Source organism: Streptomyces albus subsp. albus, assembly GCF_000725885.1.
Taxonomy (GTDB): Bacteria; Actinomycetota; Actinomycetes; order Streptomycetales; family Streptomycetaceae; genus Streptomyces; species Streptomyces albus.
Genome location: NZ_JODR01000096.1, coordinates 1 through 286 on the forward strand (window position 1 = coordinate 1; position 286 = coordinate 286).

General features: G+C 71.7%; 1 protein-coding gene. It reads right to left on the reverse strand.

The window, feature by feature from the left end; all coding sequences use genetic code 11:
* Window positions 1–286, reverse strand: a 286-nt coding sequence (locus IO40_RS0132880) for a histidine kinase (protein WP_234336641.1), incomplete at both ends; no start/stop codon positions are given.

The following is a 286-nucleotide window of genomic DNA, read 5'->3' on the forward strand; positions in this document are numbered from 1 at the left end:
CAGGCCGCGTTCGGCGAGTACCGGCGGGTGGATGCCGCGCACCAGGTCCCGCAGCTCCGTGAGCGCCTCGGCACTGTTCTCCCGCGCCTGCGCGATCATCTCCTTCGCCCTCGCCGGATCACGCTCGACCAGCGCCTCGATGGCCCCCAGACTCATCCCCATCGCCACCAGCCGCGCCTGCGCCCCGTCATGCAGATCCCGCTCGATCCGCCGCAACTCCGCCGCCGACGAATCCACCGCATCGTGCCGCGTCTCGTACAACTGCTCCACCCGCCGCGCCAGCAGC